15 protein-coding genes and 1 pseudogene are annotated in these 16,618 nt (G+C 41.1%); 11 read left to right on the plus strand and 5 right to left on the minus strand.

What is annotated here, in order from left to right; genetic code table 11:
• Window positions 1–4 precede the first annotated feature (4 nt).
• The 7 genes and pseudogenes from AC3E8G_RS01105 to AC3E8G_RS01135 all read left to right on the plus strand — a co-directional run.
• Window positions 5–637, plus strand: coding sequence for an SGNH/GDSL hydrolase family protein (locus AC3E8G_RS01105; protein WP_490676815.1), 633 nt, complete (start codon window positions 5–7; stop codon window positions 635–637).
• Window positions 638–971: 334 nt separating this feature from the next.
• Complete coding sequence (gene spxB / locus AC3E8G_RS01110; protein WP_048688661.1) at window positions 972–2,747, plus strand: pyruvate oxidase; 1,776 nt, start codon at window positions 972–974, stop codon at window positions 2,745–2,747.
• A gap of 109 nt (window positions 2,748–2,856) precedes the next feature.
• Window positions 2,857–3,204, plus strand: a complete 348-nt coding sequence (locus AC3E8G_RS01115) for a VOC family protein (RefSeq protein WP_048716347.1) — start codon at window positions 2,857–2,859, stop codon at window positions 3,202–3,204.
• Window positions 3,205–3,843: 639 nt separating this feature from the next.
• The gene (locus AC3E8G_RS01120; RefSeq protein WP_490676816.1) at window positions 3,844–5,283 is read left to right on the plus strand and encodes a 6-phospho-beta-glucosidase; all 1,440 of its coding nucleotides are present in this window, start codon (window positions 3,844–3,846) and stop codon (window positions 5,281–5,283) included.
• Window positions 5,284–5,558: 275 nt separating this feature from the next.
• The gene (locus AC3E8G_RS01125; RefSeq protein WP_048716350.1) at window positions 5,559–6,839 is read left to right on the plus strand and encodes an AAA family ATPase; all 1,281 of its coding nucleotides are present in this window, start codon (window positions 5,559–5,561) and stop codon (window positions 6,837–6,839) included.
• A 7-nt stretch (window positions 6,840–6,846) separates the two neighbouring features.
• Window positions 6,847–8,142, plus strand: coding sequence for a serine/threonine-protein kinase (locus AC3E8G_RS01130; protein ID WP_082160980.1), 1,296 nt, complete (start codon window positions 6,847–6,849; stop codon window positions 8,140–8,142).
• 47 nt (window positions 8,143–8,189) lie between these two features.
• Window positions 8,190–8,528: pseudogene (locus tag AC3E8G_RS01135) on the plus strand (family 1 glycosylhydrolase); the annotation flags it as partial.
• A 114-nt stretch (window positions 8,529–8,642) separates the two neighbouring features.
• Here AC3E8G_RS01135 and AC3E8G_RS01140 read toward each other — a convergent pair.
• Complete coding sequence (locus AC3E8G_RS01140; protein ID WP_490676818.1) at window positions 8,643–9,107, minus strand: hypothetical protein; 465 nt, start codon at window positions 9,105–9,107, stop codon at window positions 8,643–8,645.
• Window positions 9,108–9,378: 271 nt separating this feature from the next.
• Here AC3E8G_RS01140 and AC3E8G_RS01145 point away from each other — a divergent pair, with 271 nt between their 5' ends.
• Together AC3E8G_RS01145 and AC3E8G_RS01150 are read left to right on the plus strand one after the other, a co-directional pair.
• Window positions 9,379–10,068, plus strand: coding sequence for a response regulator transcription factor (locus AC3E8G_RS01145; RefSeq protein WP_048716592.1), 690 nt, complete (start codon window positions 9,379–9,381; stop codon window positions 10,066–10,068).
• A complete protein-coding gene (locus AC3E8G_RS01150; protein ID WP_490676819.1) occupies window positions 10,068–10,955 on the plus strand; it encodes a sensor histidine kinase in 888 nt (295 codons plus the stop codon). Before AC3E8G_RS01145 ends, AC3E8G_RS01150 begins: the two co-directional genes overlap by 1 nt.
• Window positions 10,956–10,975: 20 nt before the next feature.
• On the opposite strand, the gene AC3E8G_RS01155 is transcribed toward AC3E8G_RS01150, so the two are convergent.
• From AC3E8G_RS01155 to pabB, 4 genes are all read right to left on the minus strand, one after another.
• Window positions 10,976–11,728 (minus strand): ABC transporter permease, encoded by a 753-nt coding sequence (locus tag AC3E8G_RS01155; protein ID WP_490676820.1) that lies wholly within the window; start codon window positions 11,726–11,728, stop codon window positions 10,976–10,978.
• A gap of 63 nt (window positions 11,729–11,791) precedes the next feature.
• On the minus strand, window positions 11,792–12,700 hold the full coding sequence (locus AC3E8G_RS01160; RefSeq protein ID WP_490676822.1) for an ABC transporter ATP-binding protein: 909 nt from the start codon (window positions 12,698–12,700) through the stop codon (window positions 11,792–11,794).
• Window positions 12,701–13,033: 333 nt separating this feature from the next.
• Window positions 13,034–13,648, minus strand: a complete 615-nt coding sequence (locus tag AC3E8G_RS01165; RefSeq protein WP_490676823.1) for an alpha/beta fold hydrolase — start codon at window positions 13,646–13,648, stop codon at window positions 13,034–13,036.
• Entirely contained in the window at window positions 13,645–15,375 is a 1,731-nt protein-coding gene (gene pabB, locus AC3E8G_RS01170) for an aminodeoxychorismate synthase component I (RefSeq protein ID WP_490676825.1), read from the minus strand. Before pabB ends, AC3E8G_RS01165 begins: the two co-directional genes overlap by 4 nt.
• 120 nt (window positions 15,376–15,495) lie before the next feature.
• Between pabB and AC3E8G_RS01175 the strand changes: the two genes are divergently transcribed.
• Together AC3E8G_RS01175 and AC3E8G_RS01180 are read left to right on the plus strand one after the other, a co-directional pair.
• Complete coding sequence (locus AC3E8G_RS01175; RefSeq protein ID WP_490676826.1) at window positions 15,496–16,284, plus strand: acyltransferase family protein; 789 nt, start codon at window positions 15,496–15,498, stop codon at window positions 16,282–16,284.
• Between the two features lie 48 nt (window positions 16,285–16,332).
• A complete protein-coding gene (locus AC3E8G_RS01180) occupies window positions 16,333–16,536 on the plus strand; it encodes a hypothetical protein (protein ID WP_490676827.1) in 204 nt (67 codons plus the stop codon).
• Window positions 16,537–16,618 lie beyond the last annotated feature (82 nt).

Genomic DNA, 16,618 nt, shown 5'->3' on the forward strand with positions numbered 1-16,618 from the left:
CTTTATGGCTGTACAATTATTAGAAACCTGGCTGTTGAAAGAACAGGCAAAAATACAGAAGAATTACCGAGAACTGAATCAAAATCCTTTGAGGGAACCCGATATTCTTTTTATAGGAGACTCTATCGTCGAATACTATCCCCTTCAAGAGTTGCTGTTGACGAATCAGTATATGGTGAATCGGGGGATTAGAGGCTACAAGACAGACCTCTTAAGAGAGTATCTAGATGCCCATATTTTCGGTCAAGCAGTGGACAAGGTCTTTTTACTGATCGGAACTAATGACATTGGCAAGGAAATGCCCCTGTCGGAAACCATTGATAACATGAGCATTATCCTGCAGGAGATGGTGCGACTCTTGCCCTTGGCGCAAATCAAACTCGTTTCGGTTCTTCCTGTGAATGAGGGAGAGCCTTACAAGGGGACAGTCTATATTCGGACCAATCAGAAGATTCAGACCTTGAACCAGGCCTACCACGAATTGGCCCAAGGGATGATAAATGTTGAATTTATCAATGTTTTTGATCATTTGCTTGGAGAAGATGGTCAGCTCAAACCGGCTTATACAACAGATGGACTTCATTTAACAATTGAAGGATACAGGGTCTTGAGTAAGGCTCTTCAAAGAGAAATATAACCCATCCTAGCAAGGAAAATGATTTTCCAGCTAGGATTTTTTATGCCTTCTATAAAACAGTTTGGGAAAACACTCTATTTTGTACTAATTCTACAACGAGCAAAAACCTTATCCTTATGCGGTTTATGACTTCTGTTATAAAATAGTTCGCGGAAACAGAACAGATTTTTGCTTTGTGTTATGTAATAGTTCCAGGCATTCAGTGAGCATATTCTTATACAAGGACAATAAAACGTGATAAATTGATATAGTAAAGTTATTTGAAACGTTTTCACTCTTTGTCGAATTCAGTTCAAAGACTGACAATTATTTTTATTGAAGGAGAGTTATCATTATGACTCAAGGGAAAATTACTGCATCTGCAGCAATGCTCAACGTATTGAAAACATGGGGCGTAGACACGATCTACGGTATCCCATCAGGAACACTCAGCTCACTCATGGACGCTTTGGCTGAAGACAAAGATATCCGTTTCTTGCAAGTTCGCCACGAAGAAACTGGTGCTCTTGCAGCGGTTATGCAAGCTAAATTTGGCGGATCTATCGGTGTTGCAGTTGGTTCAGGTGGTCCAGGTGCGACTCACTTGATCAACGGTGTTTACGATGCAGCTATGGATAACACTCCATTCCTTGCTATCCTTGGATCACGTCCAGTTAACGAATTGAACATGGATGCCTTCCAAGAATTGAACCAAAACCCAATGTACAACGGTATCGCTGTTTACAACAAACGTGTAGCTTATGCAGAACAATTACCAAAAGTGATTGACGAAGCTTGCCGTGCTGCCGTTTCTAAAAAAGGTCCAGCCGTTGTTGAAATTCCAGTAAACTTTGGTTTCCAAGAAATCGACGAAAACTCATACTACGGATCAGGTTCATACGAGCGTTCATTCATCGCTCCTGCTTTGAACGAAGTTGAAATTGACAAAGCTGTTGAAATCTTGAACAATGCGGAACGTCCAGTGATCTACGCTGGTTACGGTGGTGTGAAAGCTGGTGAAGTGATCACTGAATTGTCACGTAAAATCAAAGCACCAATCATCACAACTGGTAAAAACTTTGAAGCTTTCGAATGGAACTACGAAGGTTTGACAGGTTCTGCTTACCGTGTTGGTTGGAAACCAGCCAACGAAGTAGTCTTCGAAGCAGACACAGTTCTTTTCCTTGGTTCAAACTTCCCATTTGCTGAAGTTTACGAAGCATTCAAGAATACTGAAAAATTCATCCAAGTCGATATCGATCCTTACAAACTTGGTAAACGTCATGCCCTAGACGCTTCAATCCTTGGTGATGCAGGTCAAGCAGCGAAAGCAATCCTTGACAAAGTGAATCCAGTTGAATCTACTCCATGGTGGCGTGCAAACGTTAAGAATAACCAAAACTGGCGTGATTACATGAACAAACTCGAAGGTAAAACTGAGGGTGAATTGCAATTGTATCAAGTTTACAATGCAATCAACAAACATGCTGATCAAGACGCTATCTATTCAATCGACGTAGGTGACACTACTCAAACATCTACTCGTCACCTTCACATGACACCTAAGAACATGTGGCGTACATCTCCACTCTTTGCGACAATGGGTATTGCCCTTCCTGGTGGTATCGCTGCTAAGAAAGACAATCCAGATCGCCAAGTATGGAACATCATGGGTGACGGTGCATTCAACATGTGCTACCCAGACGTTATCACAAACGTTCAATACGACCTTCCAGTTATCAACGTTGTCTTCTCAAATGGTAAATATGCCTTCATCAAGGACAAATACGAAGACACAAACAAACACTTGTTTGGTTGTGACTTCCCTAATGCTGACTATGCGAAAATCGCTGAAGCTCAAGGAGCTATTGGATTTACAGTTGACCGTATCGAAGACATCGACGCAGTCGTTGCTGAAGCTGTTAAATTGAACAAAGAAGGTAAAACTGTTGTTATCGATGCTCACATCACTCCACATCGTCCACTTCCAGTAGAAGTACTTGAGTTGGATCCAAAACAACACTCAGAAGAAGCTATTAAAGCCTTCAAAGAAAAATACGAAGCTGAAGAGCTTGTACCATTCCGCCTCTTCTTGGAAGAAGAAGGTTTGCAATCACGCGCAATCAAATAATTCCTCTTGTGGAAAATCAAAAGTAAACATTGTAGATTTTATGCTTTGATTTTCTTAGAGAGAAACTTAAAAGATCGGAGTCATCCGGTCTTTTTCTGGAGGATAGTAAATGAATTTAAATCAATTAGATATCATCGTTTCAAATGTTCTTCAAGTATGTGCTGACTTGGAGCGTATTTTTGATAAAAAAGCCGATTATGTTGACGACAGTTTTGCTCAGTTTACGATTGGCAGTCACTGTCTCATGTTGTCCCAAAATCATTTGATTCCTTTGGAACATTTTCAGTCAGGAATCATTCTTCATGTCGAGGTTGAGGATGTAGACCAGAACTACAAACGGTTGAAAGAACTTGGTATCCAGGTTTTAAACGGCCCAGTTGTAACCGATTGGGGAACCGAAAGCTTGCTAGTTGAAGGCCCTGCTAGTCTAGTGATTGATTTTTATCGTATGAAATAGGAGGCGTGGTCATTTAACGTCAACCTTAGCTATTCTTAAAATAGAATTTGAGAAAATGAACTATAGAAAAGATCGGAGCCATCCGGTCTTTTCTATTAAAGACAAAATCTTCTTTGAAACTTTCCTTAGGTGAGTACGGACGTTAGGTGAAATTATCCAGTGGATGATTTCAGCAATCCAGGAAGTTCCATGACTAAATCAAGATACTAAGGGCGTCTTCGGATAAAGTCAAAATAGGAAGTTTGACGCAGAATCTTTTGATTCTAGGAAAGCTTATCTTTTTGACACAATCCGCAGCCCGTGTTCAATTAGTTTTGAACCTAAAGTTTCAAAACTCCCGCGTGCTAGAAACAATCGTGTTTCAAGCACTTTTCTCACGGCGGAAAGTTTCAGTAGATGATTGAATAATTCTAACGAATAAAATTTTTCTATATTTAACAGAATTTATTAGATTTAAGAAATCCAAATATTATATTTGGCAAAAGAGTATGCATTTTAACAGATCGGATTCGTCCGATCTGTTTTCTTGTATGAGTGTGGTAGATACCTTAGAATAGTATCAGTTTTTCCTAGGATGCTGTAAGATTTTTGAGTTAGAGAAGGGTATAATAGAACTATCAAATCAAGTGAGGTAGAGAGATGACCGATAAACTTCAATTTCCAGATGGTTTTCTTTGGGGTGGGGCGACGGCTGCTAACCAGTGTGAGGGAGCTTATAATGAAGATGGCCGTGGCTTGGCCAATGTGGATGTGGTACCGATTGGTCCTGATCGTCACGCCATTATTACGGGTCAGAAAAAGATGTTTGACTTTGAAGAGGGCTATTTTTATCCGGCTAAAGATGGCATTGATATGTACCATCGCTACAAGGAAGACATTGCGCTCTTTGGGGAAATGGGCTTTAAAACCTATCGCTTGTCCATTGCCTGGTCTCGGATTTTCCCGCAAGGAGATGAACTGGAGGCAAACGAAGCAGGTCTACAGTTCTATGAAGACCTCTTTAAGGAATGTCACAAGTATGGCATTGAACCTTTGGTGACCATTACTCACTTTGACTGTCCCATGCATTTGATTACCGAGTATGGAGGTTGGCGTAGTCGCAAGATGTTAGAATATTACGAACGTCTCTGCCGGACCCTCTTCACTCGCTACAAGGGCTTGGTCAAATACTGGCTGACCTTCAATGAGATCAATATGATCCTCCATGCGCCTTTTATGGGAGCGGGTCTCTGCTTTGAAGAAGGGGAGAATGAGGAGCAAGTCAAATACCAGGCGGCTCACCATGAGTTGGTCGCTTCAGCCATTGCCACCAAGCTAGCCCATGAGATTGATCCTAACAATAAGGTCGGCTGTATGCTGGCAGCTGGGCAAAACTATCCGCATACCTGTGCTCCGCGAGATGTCTGGGCTGGTCTAGAAGAAGACCGCAAGAACTATTTCTTTATCGATGTGCAGGCGCGTGGGGAATACCCAAACTATGCTAAGAAAGAGTGGGAGCGTCAGGGAATTACGGTTGAGATGACTGAGCAGGACCTTCAATTATTGAAAGAGCATACGGTGGACTTTATTTCCTTCTCCTACTATGCTAGTCGGGTCGCTTCAGGGGATCCAGCTGAAAGGGAGAAAACAGCGGGCAATATCTTTGCCTCTCTGAAGAACCCCTACCTAGAAAGCTCGGAATGGGGTTGGCAGATTGACCCTCTTGGTCTCCGCATTACCCTAAATACCATCTGGGATCGTTATCAAAAGCCCATGTTTATCGTGGAAAATGGATTAGGGGCAGTCGATACGCCTAATGAAGCAGGGGAGATTGAGGATGATTACCGGATTGACTACCTGGCTGTCCATGTCAAGGCCATGCGAGATGCTATCAACGAAGACGGCGTCGTCCTTTGGGGCTATACGACTTGGGGCTGTATTGACCTGGTCTCTGCCGGGACTGGAGAAATGAAGAAGCGCTATGGCTTTATCTATGTCGATCGGGACAACGAAGGCAAGGGAACCCTAGCCCGCTCACGTAAGAAATCCTTCTATTGGTACAAAGAAGTCATTGCGACCAATGGGGCTTCTGTTGAGTAGGCATTAAATTAATTGGATTTTCTTTTAATTTAATTGTTTTATAGAAATTATTTTTAACTGTGTTCTTTTGAAACTATAAATTTACTGGTATTGATCGAAACGAATAAGTGGTAATTTCACATAAAAAAACAAACAAAGGCGTTATATGTGGTTTTGTTGTACAAAAAAATATTTTTTTGTTATAATCAGGTGAAAAAATCACGCGAGGTTTGCAAATGTTATTGAATTTTCGATTTAAAAACTTTTTGTCATTTAGAGAATTAACTGAGTTTTCTATGATTCCAAGTCAGGTAAGAAGTTTAAAACACCATTTAAAAAAAGTAAATGAAGAAATATCAGTTTTGAATTTTGCATCTATATATGGGGCGAATGCTGCAGGTAAGTCTAATTTTATTAAAGCACTTCAATTTTCTCAAACTTTAATTGTTAGTTCGGAAGAAAGGATCAGAAAAAGTGTAGTTAAGGAAAGTTATTATAAAGGAGAAATTTTATTTAAAGAAAAAAATTCTGATTTCGAATTTGATCTCATAATTGGAGAAGAAATTTTTACATATGGTTTTTCGATAAATTTATTTAATTTTGAGATAAAAAATGAGTGGTTATATAAGAGAGTTAATAATGAAGATATAAAACTATATGAAATAGATCACAGTAAAGAAATAAAAATCGATGATATATGTTTAGAAAATTTGGAAATAAACGAAAATGATAGAGAAAGATTTAAAGTTTATATATCTGATGCAAATAAATCAAGCTCATTATTTTTACAATATATTAATGCAGTTGAGAGAAAAGTTGATTATAGTATAGAGCTATATAGGGTCTATGAATGGTTCTCAAATTCTATGGAAGTTATTTCAACATACGATGGTGCAAAAGGAAGTGAGGATGCCTTTTTAAATGAAGAAGATACAGAAAAATTGGCGGAATTTTTAAAAGATTTTGGGACTGGAATTGAAAGAATTGAAAGACAGGTAATAAGTAAACAAGATATTGATGATATAAATAGAAAATCAATAGATTCTTTAGCAGATCGGTTAATTGATATTAATAAGCAAGATGAGTCTGAAATTGCTGCTGGTATGATTCAGACAAATGAAAATATATATTTTTTCTCTATTGATGATAATGATGAATTAGTGATAGAACGTATTTATTTTATCCACGAAGGAACAAGTTTAAAATTTCCCCTTAGAGCGGAATCTGATGGAACAAGACGATTAATCGAAATGTATGGCGTTTTGAATACCGTAAAAGATAAAGTATATATTATAGATGAGATTGACAGGAGTTTTCATCCGAATTTAACTTATGAATTTATAAAAAGAGCACTAAGTAATAGTAAAATACAATTAATTATTACAACACATGAAGACAGATTGCTGGATTTAAAACTTTTAAGAAGGGATGAGATATGGTTTGTAGATAAGCTTAAAAACGAATCTCGATTATATTCATTGGAAGATTATAAAGTTAGATTTGATAAAGATATTATGAAAGACTATTTGTCAGGTAAATATGGCAGTATCCCTACATTTAATAATCTTTTTGAATAGGTGAGGGATGAATATGTTACGTGAAAAGAATAAAGTTTTTAAGCGCTTGGATAATATTCCAGAAGTAAAAACAAGACAGCTAATCGGTAAGGGAGGTTTCTGTGAAGTATATCAAATCTCAAACGATATAGTAGAGAAAGTCTTAATGGGATCAGGCGAAGAAAATATTGAAAGATTCAAAAGAGAAATAAGTTATATAGAAAGAGTCAATCATCCAAATATTATAAATATCATAGATAAAAGGATAGATAACGGAAACAGAAGATATTCTTACACTATGAAGCGATATTCATACAATTATGAGCAATATCTTTCTCTAGTTAATGATTCAGACGGTTTTCCATTAGAGGTACTTGAAAATATTTTTGATGCAATAGTATATTTACATGAGGAAGGAATTATACACAGAGATTTAAAACCTAGTAATATTTTGATTAATGTAGACCCTTTTGAAGTTGTTGTTGCTGATTTTGGGCTTGGGAAGTCAATGAAAGAAAAATCAAATTTAACACAGATTGGTTTAGGGATGGGATCAGCCAATTATTCGGCCCCAGAATTACTCATGGGTAAGGGAGGAATAGATTTTAGAGTAGATATATATAGTCTAGGAAAAATTCTTGACTTCACTATTCAAAAATTACAAATTGATTGTCCACAAGAAATTAAGCAAGTTGTTGAGAAATCAACTGAATATAGACCTGGAATGAGATATTCTTCTGTCATTGAATTGAAAAACATATTCTTTCAAGTTGAGATGATTCACAGTCATAAAGCAACGATTGATATAGTAATAAGTTATTTAACCGAACATATAGATGTTAGTCCAGAATTATTTGACAATTTATTCAATAACATTATTCGCCCAACTATACAAAAGGCTGAGGATAGAGAATTTGAAATTGAATTTAAAAAAATCTTATCGTCACCACAAATTGTGAATCATTTTTTGACTAATTTTTCAAAGGAATTTGAGGACTATTTGATTTATTATTGTGATTTGGTTCAAGGTTTACCTAGATTTGATGAGGAGGCTAATTTCATAGTGAGTTGCCTCTATCAATTAATTGAAGAACCAGGAGCGGATGAAGTGCTATTGAGTACTGTGTGGAAAACTCTAATTCAATTAGCATTCATATCATATACTAATCATGGTTCTTATGATATTTCGTCATTGATAAAAATAGAGTTGAGTAAGATATTGAATAGTCGAGCTAGCTTTAAAAAACAACTGTTGGATGAGTTATCAACTAAAGATGACCTGAACAATTTTTATGAAGATAAATTAAAAATGAGTGAAAAATAGAATATAGTTAAATAATAAATTCTCTTGCTTTTGTCTTACTTTGAATTTACTATCACTCTCTATTTATCGTGGAAAATGGATTAGGAGCAGTGGATACACCAAATGAAGCGGGGGAAATCGAGGATGCTTACCGGATTGACTACCTAGCTGCCCACATCAAGGCCATGCGAGATGCCATTAACGAAGATGGTGTTGTCCTTTGGGGCTATACGACTTGGGGATGTATTGACCTGGTCTCTGCCGGGACTGGAGAAATGAAGAAACGCTACGGCTTTATCTATGTCGATCGGGACAACGAAGGTAAGGGAAGCTTGGCCCGCTCACGTAAGAAATCCTTCTATTGGTACAAAGAAGTCATTGCGTCCAATGGAGCTTCTGTTGAATAAAAGTTTTCGGTCCTTGCTGGCCGACTCTCTCCTATAAACTAAAAAGCTTAGAATCCCAACCACAAGCTGGGGTCCTAAGCTTTTTGTATGTAGTTAAACCAAGTCATTATGGATTTACTGGTCGTAGTCTAAGACATTGTTCTCGATGACAAACTTAGATTCAGCGGAAATGTTGGCTTCTCCTAGTTGCAACTGCGAACTTCCATCTGGCTTCATGATGTGCCACTGGCCGTCCTTGTGGGCAAAAATAGCCTGAAATGTGACGTTATCACTCTTGTCTCGAATGGGTAGAACAAATGCTTGATCTGTATTTTCTAAGAGAATCTCTTCTTTTTTTTCAAAGTTATAGATATAAAATTGTCCAGTTCTTTGTCCCAAACCATGAAGTTCGTCGACCTTTTGCCAATTTTCAAAATTTTTCTGAACTAGGGATTCATTAAAAACCTTGTTGAAGGTTTCGTTGCGTTTCTTCGTTTCTTCCTCGTCTAGTGTTTTCTGAAACTCTGCAACCTTTTTAGTCGTTTGGATGGTTTGCTTTTGTTGCTCTCTAATTTGGTGTCGGTGGATGACTCGCATCATTTTTCCAGCAACGCCCAGGATAACGAGAATGGATACAAGGCTGATTTTAGTTTTGGCATTTTTTTCATAGATGATTCTCCCTATTCTGTCATTGGTCCTATTATACCCTTTGAAAGAAAGGATAGTCAAGTTCATCCTGTGATGACCTAACATGCAGATCTACCTGGGTACTATAGAATTTTCTCATATTTTCATTGACGAAGGAGCTTTTATTTGATAGGCTAGGGGAATAGAAATGATTTGGAGTTCAAAGGAAAAAGGAGCGAGGCAAGTGGCACGGATTTTATTAATCGAGGATAATAATGATATCCAAGAAATTTTATGCAGTCTCTTAAGTGAAGACTATGAGGTCCTTCAGGCTTTTTCAGGTACAGAAGGGCTGCGGCTCTTCCAGCAAGAAGCTATTGATTTGGTCCTTCTGGATATCATGCTTCCTGGGAAAAATGGCGATCAGGTCCTGGAGGAGATCCGTTTGCAGAGTCAAGCGCCGGTCATCATGATGACCGCTCTTGGGGATAAACACCTCATTAGCCAGTACCTCCTTGCCGGTGCCAATGATTATATTGTCAAGCCCTTTAATCTGGACGAAGTGGCGGCTCGGGTGACGGTGCAGCTGCGAAATCAACCGACGGTAGCACAGGAAGCTCAAGCGTCGCAAAAGCTCTCCTTTAAAAATCTGATCCTGAATCCAGAAACCTTTGAACTGGAGTCTGGCGAACAGACGCTTCGCTTGGGCAAAAAAGAATTTCAAATTTTTGAGACCTTGCTAGCACATCCAAAGAAGATTTTCACCAAGGAAGAATTGTATGAGGCGGTCTGGGAAGAAGTTTATCTGCCTGGAGACAATACCCTTAATGCCCAATTGAGTAATCTCCGGAAGAAAATTGCCCAGCTTGATCCTAACGAGGATTACATTGAAACCGTCTGGGGCTTGGGTGTTCGCTTGAAAGGAGACAAGTAATGTGGGGATTGGTTCTAATTCTAGTCGTCCTTGTCCTTCTCTTGGGACTGGGCTACCTTCGCCTACTCTCTGCTCTCAAAGATTTGCAGGAGCAGATTCAAAATAAGCTCCAAAATGGGAGTGGGGTGCGGTTAACGTCACGTGTTTCAAAAAAAGAAATGGTCGCCTTGACCAAGCAGGTCAGTGATCTCTTTGAACAGATCGAGCGGACCAATCGGATTGCCTTTCAAGAGAAAAAGACCTTGGATATGGCCATCAGTAATATTGCTCATGATATCCGGACGCCTTTGACCATTGCATCGGGCTATACCCAACAAATCATCAAGGGTGGGACGCAGGAAGAGGAAAAGCTGAAGAAAATTGCTTCCAATCTTCAAATCGTCTCAAAACGCCTGGAATCTCTCTTGGAATACAGACGCTTGATGGAGGGAGCCATTCAGCCTCGGCTTACAGACGTTAATCTCAGCCAAGTCTTAACCCAGCAGTTGTTCCAGTATTATGATAGCTTGTCTGAGGCGGGGATTGCCTTAGAGGTGGAGATGGAGGAGCATCTTCATTATGCTACGGATCCGGAGCTCTGGGAGCGCCTCTTGCAAAATATGCTCAGCAATGTCCTCAAGCATGGGAAGGATCAGGCCCGCTTGACCTTGATGTCGGATGAGGACACGATTCGGGTCGAGCTGCGCAATATTGTGCAACAACCGATCCAGCACTTAGACCAGTTGGCTAGTCGCTTCTACTCAGAAAATCTATCGGATACAGAAGAATCATCTGGCTTGGGTCTCTATATCATTCAAAATTTTGTAGAGATCTTAGGGGGCGACTTGCAACTGGCAACAGAGGCACATTGGTTTATCTTGACCATTACACTGAGAAAAAAGGCTTGACCACTCGTCAAGCCTTTTTGTTATAAATCTTTGTGTTTGAAAGTAGCGAGTCCTAGGAAGCCGAAAACAAGGATGAATCCAAGAGCAATCGAGAGAGTGTTGTTCGTTGCTGTGGTGCTTTGGACCATGGAATATTGGAATTCCAAGTTTAGATAGTGGAGAATATCAATATCTTTAAAGAAGAGCGCAGGAAGGCTTAAGAGGATATTTCCAATGAAGTAGCCAACGAAGGCTAGGGTGATGGATTGGCTAGCGTAAAGAAGGAAGGAAATGATGCTGACCCAAGCCAGGGTGGAAAGGAACTGAATCAGCACGGTCAGTCCAAAATGAGCAAGGAAGTGCTCTGGCATGGTTCCAAGTCCATTGTAGAGGGTCGCGATCAAGAAGACGAGACCATAAGAAACAAGGAATTGGAAGAGAGCAATGGTCAGGACAACTGCACTTTTGGCAAAGTAGTAGCTGGTGCGCGAAACGCCGTAGGCCAGACTATTCTTGTATAAGTTTTGCGTTAAGTCTGTTCCTAGAACCAAGGTGATGACAATAATGGTAAAGAGGATGGTCACACTGATGCTGGCGGAGTAGTTGGTCAAGGCTTTAAAGCCCGTCCAAACTTCTGTCGCTTGGGGTAATTTGGATTCCGTATTGACGCCGACGTGACCGGTAGCACCAAAAATGACTCCAGACAGGATGTTGAGAACGAGAATGGCTTCTGTAATCCAAAAACCTTTGGAGCGAAAAAGTCTATAAAAATCTGCTTGAATGGTATGCAACATGATAAATCTCCTAAATGAAATGTGTGGGATAAGTAAAACAGGAAGATGGTGGTTTGGTAGCTTCTAGTCTACCAAGTCCGTAAAGAATTTTTCCAGATCTTGGCGGGCATAGTAGATTTCATCCACGTCAATATCCTCTTGAACGAGCGCTTTGACAATGACTTTAATATCGTGAGTCTGTCCAAAGATATGGATTTCTCCATCCTTATCGATGACCTTGATACGGTGATGGAGCTGATCCTGGATCAGTTGACTGGCAAGAGCTAGTTGGCTAGTTTTGAGGATGATGTAATCTTCTCCTTGTTCTTCGAATTCAGCCTTGCTAATTTCTTTGATCAGGCGTCCTTGGTCGACAATGCCAAAGCGATTGGCAACCAGATAAAGTTCGGAGAGGATGTGACTGGAAATGAGGATGGTCATGCCGAGTTCATCGTTGAGGCGCTTGATCATCTGACGGAATTCCTTGATTCCGACAGGATCGAGACCATTGATGGGTTCGTCCAAAATGAGAAAGTCGGGCTTGGCAATGAGCGCAATCGCAATTCCCAACCGTTGTTTCATCCCGAGTGAAAAATCGCGGAATTTCTTCTTACCCGTATTATTCAGGCCGACATAGTTCAAGGTTTCTTTGATGACCTGGTCGGGATTGGGGATATGGCGTGCCTTGCAATAGTAGATTAGGTTTTGATAGGCGGTCATATGCTTGTGGGCCACGGGACTTTCAATGACGGATCCGACCCGTTTCAGCGCTTGGGTCCACTGGGAACGATTTGTAGAAGAAAAGAGAGAGACGCTTCCGTCAGTTTCTTGAATTAGCTGGGTGATGACCTTGATGAGGGTGGTTTTCCCTGCCCCGTTCTTACCGATGAGGCCGTAGACGTCGCCTTTGCGAATGGTGAGATTCACATCGTTTAAGGCGTATTGATGACCAAATTTTTTACTCAAATGGGAAATTTCTAATACTTTTTCCATGGTTTTCTCCTTCGTCCAAATGACTAGTTATTTTCTTTACACTCTTAGTATACAGCTTGCTTTTCAAATAACTATCAAGCAATTCTAAAATATTTCTAAAAAAGCGGGAGTGGGACAGAACGAATTTTGACTAAAAATCGTTCGTTGCCCCACCCCCGCAAGGCTGATTAGGTCATCTTTGGAGCTTAAAAGGCGAACAAAGACTTAGGAAACTTGCTCGCAAGTTCTATCCACCACCTCAAAGCAGTGCTTTGAGCAATCAGCTACTGCGCCTTGCAGTTATAACTATCATATATAAGAGACTGGACACTTTATGCCCAGCCTCTGTTCCTATTAAAAATCACCAACAAACTCTTTGATAGTTTGTGCCAGTTCATGGGGTTTCTGAGTATTGAGTAGATGGCCTCCGTCTGCGATTTCTAGATAGCGACCTTTTGGCAGAAGATTTGCCAACTTTTTAGAAGAAGCCTGATTGGCCCCATCTTTGCTGCCACAGATCACTAAGCTAGGAAGGGGGCAGGTTTTAGCAGTATCGGTTAGATTGAGACTTTTTAATTCGGTAAAGATTTGTAGCATGTGCTGTTTATTGGCACCCTGCTTTTCAAAGACACGCTTGGGAATCATACGAAATAGGAGAATTTGGAGCCGATAGAGGAGATTGGTGCTGAGTTTGTATTGCGTCCCTGAAAGCACCAAGCCCTTGAGTTGTGGCAAGTCTTGGCTGGAGAGTTCGAGAGCGAGAACGCCTCCCAGTGAGAGTCCGACCAGAATAAAGGGTTCGCTTTCTTGTTGGAGGTACTCCGTCAATCTTTCTTTAGCCTCCTGGTAGCTTTCGCTTGTATGTGAGAAAATAGCGAAAGATTCAGATTGCAAGGGGGAAAGTGCATCTTGGACCCCTTTCCAAGAGTGGGCATCCTGGCCTAGGCCATGTAAAAAAATAAGTTTCATTCTGACTCCTCTCTAGTGAAATCGAGTGGATAGAGGCCACGCAGGGCATTGCAGGCATAGACTTGGTCAGCAACTTCTAAATCCTTCAGCGTTAACAGTTTTTCCTCTACTTGTCCAGTTTCTAAGAGATGGCGGCGGTAAATCCCGTCGAGTAGAGGAAGGTGAGCTGGAGGCGTGTAGCGCTGGCCGTCAATTTCTAGGATGAGATTTCCGATGGTTGTCTCTAGCAAGGTCCCGTCTTCTAAATAGTAGATCTGCTCGTGATCTGACTGGCTGAGATGGTCTCTCTGACTCGTTTTGAAATAGGTAAAAGGTCGGTCTAATGGAGCAGTTTGTTTTCTTAGTTGAGCCTGTAGATAGCTAGCTGGCAAGTCCTTCAGCTCGGTGATAGCCAGCTGGAAGGACCCGTTTTTTTGCAAGGCAATCCGACAACGATAGTCAAGGTTGGAATCCAAACGAGCAAGCTCTTCTTGAAGTTCTTTCAGGAGTTTTGGCTCATCATAAGGATAGGCAAAGTAGCGGCTGGCCTCTCTCAAACGGGTCAGGTGTTGCTCCAGGAAGGTCAGTTCTCCTTGGTGGATACGACCAGTTGTCAAGAGGTCAAAACGAGGCTCTTGTCGGTAGAGGACAGCAGACTTTTGCTTGGTCTCCTGGTATTCACTTTCCCATTTGCTGTCCCAAGTGATGCCTCCACCTACGCCATAGATGGCTTGATGCCCTTGCATTTGAAGGGTTCGAATGGCCACATTAAAAATTTGTTTGCCTTTTGGAAGAAGGATACCGATTGTTCCACAGTAGACGCCACGAGGAGCAACCTCTGTCTGTTGAATAATTTCCATAGTGGAAATCTTCGGTGCCCCTGTGATGGAACCGCAAGGAAAGAGGGCCTGGAAGGTTTGGACAAGGTCGACTTCGGGGCGTAAGCGACTTTCAATGGTCGACGTCATCTGCCAAACAGTAGAGTATTGCTCAACCTGGCAGAGATGGGTCACCTGCTCACTTCCAATTTCCGAAATCCGGTTCATGTCATTGCGGAGGAGATCCACAATCATCATGTTTTCTGCTCGATTTTTGGGATCGGCTTCTAGCCAAGCGGCTTCCTTGAGGTCGGCTTGGTTGGTAAGCCCACGACGAGTCGTCCCCTTCATAGGGCGCGTGGTCAGTAGCCTGTCATCTTGTTCAAAAAAGAGCTCAGGACTAATAGAGAGGATGGCCACATCATCGTGCTGGATGAAGGCATTGTAATGGGCCCTCTGTTCTACCACCAAGCGATTGTAGATGGCCAAAGGGTCAGCTTTTAGCTCTTGAGAAAGCTGGACGGTGTAGTTGACCTGGTAGGTATCCCCTTGGCGGATATGGTGATGGATGGTCTCGATGGCTTTTTGATAAGCAGGCGCCTCTACCTCTTCCTGCCAATTAGCTGGAAGATCCACTGCTTCATAGTCCTCTGGGAAAGGAAGGGTCTCGACTTTCTCGTGGATGGTGAAATAGAGGAGATACTCTCCCATGAGAAGTGCTGGGTGAACGGCTAATTTTTTCTCAAAAGCAGGAGCGGCTTCATAGCTGACATAGCCTACGGCATAAAAACCAGCCTCCTGATAGGCTTCCACCTCTCTCAGAAGAGTCTCTACTTGGCCGAGGTCTCTTGTTTTTAATTCCTTTAGGGGCTTGGTGAAAATGTGTCGCAATCCAAGCTCTTTAAAATCAATAATTGTTTGTTTATGCATGCTTTGAGTATATCAAAAATAGAGGAAAAAAGGTAGATAAGGAGGCAAGGATTCCTTGCTTGGTCCTCTCTTTCATGCTAAAATAACCATAGAATCTGCATTTGGCGAAGGAGTAGGACCATGAAAAAGAATTCCCTCTATAACACTTCCAGTATTAGTCTTTTTCAATACCTCTTTGCGATTGCAGTGATTTTGGTGCATAGTGGTCGCTTAACTTCCTATGAGCCGGTGCATTTTGGTCTCAAGAGTATCCTTGGACGGCTAGCGGTGCCATTTTTTATCGTCTGTGCCAGCTTTTTCCTCAAGCCATCACTAAGAGATGCAAGGAATATAAAGGCCTATCTAGTCAAAATCGTAAAAACCTATTTATTTTGGAGTTGTGTCTATCTTCCCTATGCCTGGGTCTTTTTTTCTAGTCTCCATCTCCCTGTCTATCTCTTTCCAGCAGGCGTTCTGATTGCTCTTCTCTATCTGGGAATGTGCTACCAACTCTGGTATATCCCAGCCTTTTTGCTGGGCTTGTTTTTGGTCAATCAATTGGTCAAACGCCTAGGCATGGTTTGGACGGGGGTGATCACTTTTCTTCTTTACTGCTGGGGCTTGATCGAGACCTATTCGGCTTATCTGGACACTACGAGTCTTCTTAAGGGTTACCAGCTCTACAGCAATTTATTTTTTACAGCGCGAAATGGTCTCTTTTACACGCCTGTTTTTATCTATATGGGTTACTATCTGTATGATCATTTTTATGCACAAACCTTTAAGGTTCACCGTTGGCAAAAAGTGGCCCTTGCCTTTGGACTGTTCTGTTTAGAAGGCCTCATCATTTTTCAACATGAAGGAATCGATAAGAACTTTTACTTGCTCCTTCCCTTTGTGACGGTCTATTTGGTTAATGCTTGTCTGTGATCGTCCTTTTTGAAAAGCTATGATTTGCAGTACTTAAAGCAGATGAGCATGGCGCTTTATTTTTCGCATCCGATCTTTATCGAATGGGCTCGCTATGGCTTTAGCAATGTCCCGCTTTCTTATCCAGACAGGGGCAAGTTGATTTTTGTGACGGCCTTGTTGGGAAGTCATCTCTTTGGATTGGCCATGCTCTCTTATCACTCTTGGCAAAAAGAAAAGAAGAATAGAAGGCTTGAAAAGGAAGTTCTCTAGAGAGACTTCTTTTTTTATTTTAAGGGAGACAGATAGGTCAGCTGAGGGTTGCAATTCTTTTCCAGTTTGGTTATGATGTAAG

The organism is Streptococcus sp. SCPM-O-B-15294 (M123) (assembly GCF_058200455.1).